Raw genomic sequence first — 6,571 nt, forward strand, 5'->3', positions numbered from 1 at the left:
TAACTGACGCTATCTATCATAACTGGTTCACGTCACTTTGACGATGGCCATAGCGTCCATGTGACGTGAATCCCGCTCCCGTCCCTCCACAGGCCGCTGTCGGCGCCCAGGAGCATGTGCGAGCATGAAGTCGGAAGCAACAACGCGACAACGCGAATGCCCGGCCCGGAATGAATCCGCGGAAGCGCCGGTTGCACTCGTCGGCAAGCAGTCTCCGTACAACCCGGGAGAGATGTAGATGTCCGTATCGGACGAGACCACCACCGTCACCGACGGCATCATCCTGACCGACGCCGCCGCGGCCAAGGTCAAGGCCCTGCTCGACCAGGAAGGCCGTGACGACCTGGCGCTGCGCGTCGCCGTCCAGCCCGGCGGCTGCTCCGGCCTGCGCTACCAGCTCTTCTTCGACGAGCGCTCGCTCGACGGTGACGTGGAGAAGGACTTCGGCGGGGTCAAGGTCGTCACGGACCGCATGAGCGCTCCGTACCTCGGCGGTGCCACCATCGACTTCGTGGACACGATCGAGAAGCAGGGCTTCACGATCGACAACCCGAACGCGACCGGCTCCTGCGCCTGCGGCGACTCCTTCAGCTGAGCCGACGGCCGGCCCGGCCGCACGGTCTGACGGTCGAGAAAGGCGGCGGTCCCCTTCCGGGGGCCGCCGCCTCCGCTTTTCCCGCCCGGTCAGCGCGGCTGCGCCGACGCGTCCGGCCGCAGTGAGCCCGGCTTCGCCTTCGGGATCGCCTTGCCGTCCGTGCCGACCACCGCCCGCCCGTCCAGCGGCGCGTCCAGGGTCACCCTCTTCACGTACTCCTTGGCGATCAGGATGCACACCCGGCCCGGCCAGGGGCGCTCGGTGACCGTCACCGTCACCCGGCCGCCGCTCTCCCGCGCCGACGTCCTGTAGTCGGCGCACACCCCGCCGTAGAAGCTCAGGTTCAGCGTCCGCCCGTCGGCCGTGTAGCCGTTCACCTTCACGCTCCGGCTCTCCCCGGGCGCCGGGGACGCCTGGGAGGGCCGCGGCGCCGGGGACGCGGACGCCGAGGTCAGGTACGCCGGGTCGACCGCCGGATACGTCACCGTGAACGCGCCGCCCGCCGTGGACCCCCGCACCCGGAACAGCCAGGACGGCACCAGTGTCTGCCGCCCGCCGACGGAGTGCGCTGCCAGTCCGAACACCGCCTTCTCGACCGTCACCGTGTCCCGGACCGCCTTCGGCGCCCCCGTGGACGCGCCGCACGGCCGCTCCAGCCGGTCCTTCAGCGGCTCCGGGCTCGCGCACCCCCCGATCCCCATCCGGTGGCCGCCCTTCGCCGCCCCGTTCATCAGCTCCAGCGTCTTCGCCGCGCCCACGACGGGGTACGTGTCACCCTTCACCGGCGTCGCCAGCAGCCCGTGACCGCCGACCAGTTCGCCGCCGCGGTCGACGGTCAGGCCGGTCGTCCAGCCGTACGTGGGCAGCCCGCCGACGACCGGGTCCGCGTCGACCACCCGCCGCGCCCCCATGACCTGGCCCGCGTCGATCTTCGCGTCGTCCAGCCCCGCCGCCTTCAGCACCGGTGCCGCCGCCTTCCGGGCCTCGGCCACGCTCACCGGGTCGCCGGCCGGAGCGCCCGGGTCCTGCGCGCAGACGGTCACCTTCCGGCAGTTGTCGGTGCCGGGCGCGTACCGGTCGAAGCTCCAGCCGCCCGGCGCGTCCCGGTTCACCGTCAGCCTCGGTCCGAAGCCGTCCTGCCCGCCGACCCGCCAGATCCGGCCCTCGGCCACCGGCGTCCCGTCGACGCCGAGCGCCTTCGCCAGCCGGACCACCTGCTCCCGGCCGACCTCGGTCCCCGGCTCGTACACCGGCGCCGAGCCGGGCCCGTCGGGCAGCTCGCCCCGTGCCACGTACCGGGTGCCGTTCGGGTCCGGTTCGCCGGGCGCGATCCCGCCGGTGCCGGAGTGCGCCCAGCCGTCCAGGGTGAGCGGCGGGGGAGTGCCGTGGGCTCCGCCGGGGGCAGCCGGGCTGCCCGTACGGCCGTCTGTGCCGTTGCCCGCGGCGAGGTAGGCGCCACCGCCGCCGATCAGGAGGACGGCCGCGGTGGCGACGGCGACGATGACGGCGGTGGGGCGGCGGCCGCTCGCCCGCCCCGGTTCCGCCGTCGTCGACCGCGGGTCCGAGGGGGTCTGGTCGCGCTCCTCGGGGGCGCCGGAGTTCTCAGGCCGCTCGCTGTTCACCGCATCGCTCCTCGCTGGGTCGTGTCCCGCGCCCCCTGCGCGGGGGACGGCGATGGGACGCGGGAGAGGAGCGCGCGGTTCCCGGGCTCGCGCCCCGCGGTCAGTCGCCGTAGTCCGACATCGCGTCCAGCAGCCGGGCGGAGCGCGCCGGCACGCGCACCCCGTGGATGAGGGACGGCGGCACCGGCCGGGACTCGGCGTGCTCCGGGACCGCCCAGTGCGGCGCCATCCGGGCGCAGTCGCCGCGCAGCGCGGCGAGGTCGCCGTCGGGATCGGCCGGGGCGGAAGAGGTGACCTTGAGGTTCGTCATGCCCGCACCGTAGGCACGGCCCGGGCTGCGGCAAAAGAGCTACTATCGGGTAGTTTTGCCAGCTTCAGTGGCGGCTTCCGACCGGGTAGCGTGAACTGTCAACCCGCCGCCCTTCCAACGAGCGCTCACGCGCGCACCTTCTTACTTCCGCAGGAGAATCCCCGTCGTGCGCATCGCAGTCACCGGCTCCATCGCCACCGACCATCTCATGACCTTCCCCGGCCGCTTCGCGGACCAGTTCGTCGCGGACCAGCTGCACACGGTTTCGCTCTCCTTCCTGGTCGACAACCTCGACGTACGCCGCGGCGGCGTCGGCGCCAACATCGCCTTCGGCATGGGCCAGCTCGGCACCGAGCCCATCCTGGTCGGCGCCGCCGGCTTCGACTTCGACGAGTACCGGGCCTGGCTCGACCGGCACGGCGTCGACACCGACTCGGTCCGTATCTCCGAGACCCTGCACACCGCCCGCTTCGTGTGCACCACCGACTCCGACCACAACCAGATCGGCTCCTTCTACACCGGCGCGATGAGCGAGGCCCGGCTGATCGAGCTGAAGACGGTCGCCGACCGCGTGGGCGGCCTCGACCTGGTCCTGATCGGCGCCGACGACCCCGAGGCGATGCTCCGCCACACCGAGGAGTGCCGCTCCCGGAACATCCCGTTCGCCGCCGACTTCTCCCAGCAGATCGCCCGGATGGAGGGCGAGGAGATCCGGATACTGCTGGACGGGGCGACCTACCTCTTCTCCAACGAGTACGAGAAGGGGCTCATCGAGTCCAAGACCGGCTGGAGCGACGCCGAGATCCTGGCGAAGGTCGGCCACCGGGTCACCACGCTCGGCTCCCGTGGCGTGCGCATCGAACGGACCGGTGAGGACCCCATCGAGGTCGGCTGCCCGGAGGAGGAGCGCAAGGCCGACCCCACGGGTGTCGGCGACGCCTTCCGCGCGGGGTTCCTGTCGGGGCTGGCCTGGGGCGTCTCCCTGGAGCGCGCCGCTCAGGTGGGGTGCATGCTGGCCACGCTGGTCATCGAGACCGTGGGGACGCAGGAGTACCAGTTGCGGCGGGGGCACTTCATGGAGCGGTTCGTGAAGGCGTACGGGGACGAGGCCGGCCAGGAGGTGCGGGCTCACCTCAGCTGACACGGCCCCGCGCCCCTCCCGGACCGCTCAGCTCACCCGGCGCACCACATACGCCGTTCCCCTCTCCGCCGGTTCCTCCCCGACGTACTCCTGACCCCGCATCTCGCACCACGCCGGGATGTCCAGGCGGGCCGCCTCGTCGTCGGAGAGGACCCGGACGGTCCCGCCCACCGGCACCCGGCCGAACACCTTCGCCAGTTCGATGACCGGGATGGGGCACCGCTTGCCCAGGGAGTCGACGAGCAGTTCCTCCGCCTGGACGGCCGTCGTCGGGGCCGGCACCCCCAGCTTCTCCCGGACGCCCGCCACCGTCTTGGGCAGCACCTCCAGGAACCGTTCCACGTCCGCCTCCGCCGTGCCGGGCGGCAGGGACACCCGTACGTTGCCCTCGCTCAGCACCCCCATCGCCTTCAGCACATGGCTGGGAGTCAGCGTGCTGCTCGTGCAGGAGGAGCCGGAGGACACCGAGAAGCCGGCCCGGTCCAGCTCGTGCAGCAGCGCCTCGCCGTCGACGTAGAGGCAGGAGAACGTGACGATCCCGGGCAGCCGGCGCACGGCGTCGCCGACCACCTCCACGTCCGGCACCAGCTCCGGCACCCGCGCCCGGATCCGCTCCGTCAGCCCCCGCAGCCGTACCGCCTCCTGGGCCGCCTCGGCCCGCACCGCGCGCAGCGAGGCCACGGCCGCCACGATCGCCGGGATGTTCTCGAATCCGGGCGCCCGCCCCGACTCCCGCTCGTCCACCGGCCCTTGCGCGGCGAACCGCACGCCCTTGCGTACGACGAGCAGCCCGACCCCCGACGGCCCGCCCCACTTGTGCGCGCTGGCCGCGAGCAGCGACCAGTCGCCCTCGACCGGCCCCCAGCCCAGCGACTGCGCCGCGTCCACCAGCAAGGGCACCCCGGCCGCCCGGCACACCTCGGCCACCTCGGCCACCGGCTGTACGGTCCCCACCTCGTGGTTGGCCGACTGCAGGCACGCCAGCGCGGTGTCCGCCCGGAGCGCGGCCTCGTACCCGGAGGGGTCGACGGCTCCCGCCCGGTCGACGGCCACCCGGGTGACGGCCCCACCGTCCGCCTCGAACACCTCCGCCGAATGGAGGACGGAGGAGTGTTCGACGGACGACACGATCAGGTGGCGTCCCACCCGCCGCCGCCCGGCCAACGCCCCCGCGAGCCCCGTGTGTACGGCCCGGGTGCCGGACGACGTGAACACCACCTCGTCCGCCCGGCAGCCGACGGCCTCGGCAGCCGCCTCCCGCGAGGCGTCCAGCAGCATCCGCGCCTTGCGTCCCTCCCGGTAGAGCCGGGCCGGATCGGCCCACCCGTCATCCAAAGAGGCCAACAGCGCCTGATGGGCGACGGGATGGAGAGGAACGGCGGAAGCAGCGTCAAAGTAGGCCATACGGCAACGCTAGACCGCCGGTCGGGGCAGCGCCCCGAAGGGGCGCGGGGAACGGCGCGACCAGCCACAACACACCCGCAGCCGCCAATCAAGCGAACCACCCGAGCCAGTAGGCACCCCTCCCCGCGAACCCTCGGAGAGGGTGGGCTAGGGTTTGGTCCGCATAAACATCCAAACCCCTGCCCGACGCAGGGCGGCGACCGACCAGCGAGAAGGCCGCAGCCGACCGCGCGGGCGAGACTCTCGGGAAGGCGCTACGTGAGTCCCAACGGCTCCGACCGCTCGCCGCGGCGCCCGATGCGGCGGAAGCTGCTGCAGGCACTGACCGCGGGCCTGGTCCTGGCGACCGCAACCGGTTGCACATACAAGGACTTCCCCCGCCTTGGCATGCCCACCCCGACCACGGAAGAGGCTCCGCGGATCCTCTCCCTGTGGCAGGGCTCCTGGGCTGCCGCGCTCGCCGTCGGCGTGCTGGTGTGGGGCCTGATCCTGTGGAGTGCCCTCTTCCACCGGCGCAGCCGCACCAAGGTCGAGGTCCCTCCGCAGACCCGGTACAACATGCCGATCGAGGCCCTGTACACGGTGGTCCCGATCATCATCATCTCGGTGCTCTTCTACTTCACGGCCCGGGACGAGTCGAAGCTCCTCGACATGTCCAAGAAGCCCGACGTCACGGTCAACGTGGTCGGCTTCCAGTGGAGCTGGGGCTTCAACTACATCGAGAACGTCCCCGGTTCCACCGGTGACGCCAGGACCGACAAGAACCTGGCCGGCATCTCGGACCAGCTGCGGAAGCAGTTCCCGGCGAACGCCGGCGGCGTCTACGACGTCGGTACGCCCGGTACGCGGAACCCCCAGACGAACAACCCCGGTCCGACGCTCTGGCTCCCCAAGGGCAAGACGGTCCGCTTCGTCCTCACTTCGCGTGACGTCATCCACTCCTTCTGGGTGGTGCCGTTCCTGATGAAGCAGGACGTCATCCCGGGCCGGACCAACTCCTTCCAGGTGACCCCCAACAAGGAGGGCACCTTCCTCGGCAAGTGTGCCGAGCTCTGCGGCGTCGACCACTCCCGGATGCTGTTCAACGTGAAGGTCGTCTCCCCGGAGCGCTACGCGCAGCACCTCAAGGAGCTCGCGCAGAAGGGGCAGACCGGTTACATCCCGGCCGGCATCACGCAGACGAGCCACGAGAAGAACCAGAGGACGAACATCCTGTGAGCATCCTCAACGAACCCCAGGGTGCCGCGGCAGCTGAAGGCTCGCACGCCGACGAGCTGCCGGTCCGGCGCAAGCAGCCCGGCAATGTCGTGGTGAAGTGGCTGACGACCACCGACCACAAGACGATCGGCACGCTCTATCTGGCGACGTCGTTCGCGTTCTTCCTGATCGGTGGCGTGATGGCGTTGATCATGCGCGCCGAGCTGGCCCGTCCGGGCCTGCAGATCATGTCGAACGAGCAGTTCAACCAGGCGTTCACGATGCACGGCACGATCATGCTG

General features: G+C 71.4%; 7 protein-coding genes. 4 read left to right on the top strand and 3 right to left on the bottom strand.

Annotation, left to right across the window (positions count from 1 at the left end; translation table 11 throughout):
- Nucleotides 1-238 precede the first annotated feature (238 nt).
- Entirely contained in the window at nt 239-595 is a 357-nt protein-coding gene (locus tag AB0L21_RS20040) for an iron-sulfur cluster assembly accessory protein (RefSeq protein WP_028422454.1), read from the top strand.
- 89 nt (nt 596-684) lie between these two features.
- Here AB0L21_RS20040 and AB0L21_RS20045 read toward each other — a convergent pair whose 3' ends face one another.
- A complete protein-coding gene (locus AB0L21_RS20045; protein WP_365785414.1) occupies nt 685-2,217 on the bottom strand; it encodes a hypothetical protein in 1,533 nt (510 codons plus the stop codon).
- Between the two features lie 100 nt (nt 2,218-2,317).
- On the bottom strand, nt 2,318-2,527 hold the full coding sequence (locus AB0L21_RS20050; protein ID WP_103817938.1) for a hypothetical protein: 210 nt from the start codon (nt 2,525-2,527) through the stop codon (nt 2,318-2,320).
- A 166-nt stretch (nt 2,528-2,693) separates the two neighbouring features.
- On the opposite strand from AB0L21_RS20050, the gene AB0L21_RS20055 reads away from it, so the two are divergent.
- Nucleotides 2,694-3,668: a carbohydrate kinase family protein gene (locus tag AB0L21_RS20055; RefSeq protein WP_365698601.1), complete on the top strand. Its 975-nt coding sequence runs from the start codon at nt 2,694-2,696 to the stop codon at nt 3,666-3,668.
- A gap of 27 nt (nt 3,669-3,695) precedes the next feature.
- On the opposite strand, the gene AB0L21_RS20060 is transcribed toward AB0L21_RS20055, so the two are convergent.
- Nucleotides 3,696-5,072, bottom strand: coding sequence for an aminotransferase class V-fold PLP-dependent enzyme (locus tag AB0L21_RS20060; protein WP_365698602.1), 1,377 nt, complete (start codon nt 5,070-5,072; stop codon nt 3,696-3,698).
- 258 nt (nt 5,073-5,330) lie between these two features.
- Here AB0L21_RS20060 and coxB point away from each other — a divergent pair, with 258 nt between their 5' ends.
- Nucleotides 5,331-6,290 carry a cytochrome c oxidase subunit II gene (gene coxB / locus AB0L21_RS20065; protein WP_365698603.1) on the top strand — a complete coding sequence of 320 codons (960 nt, stop codon included), beginning with the start codon at nt 5,331-5,333 and terminating at the stop codon, nt 6,288-6,290.
- Nucleotides 6,287-6,571 (top strand): cbb3-type cytochrome c oxidase subunit I (locus AB0L21_RS20070; RefSeq protein ID WP_365785416.1); only part of this gene is annotated, 285 nt, incomplete at its 3' end. The genes coxB and AB0L21_RS20070, both read left to right, overlap by 4 nt.

The sequence above is a fragment of the Streptomyces sp. NPDC052721 genome, assembly GCF_040678315.1.
Lineage (GTDB): Bacteria > Actinomycetota > Actinomycetes > Streptomycetales > Streptomycetaceae > Streptomyces.

Coding starts and splice junctions, on each gene's coding strand:
- AB0L21_RS20040 (WP_028422454.1), top strand. CDS start 239: ATGTCCGTATCGGACGAGACCACCACCGTCACCGACGGCATCATCCTG.
- AB0L21_RS20050 (WP_103817938.1), bottom strand. CDS start 2,527: ATGACGAACCTCAAGGTCACCTCTTCCGCCCCGGCCGATCCCGACGGC.
- AB0L21_RS20060 (WP_365698602.1), bottom strand. CDS start 5,072: ATGGCCTACTTTGACGCTGCTTCCGCCGTTCCTCTCCATCCCGTCGCC.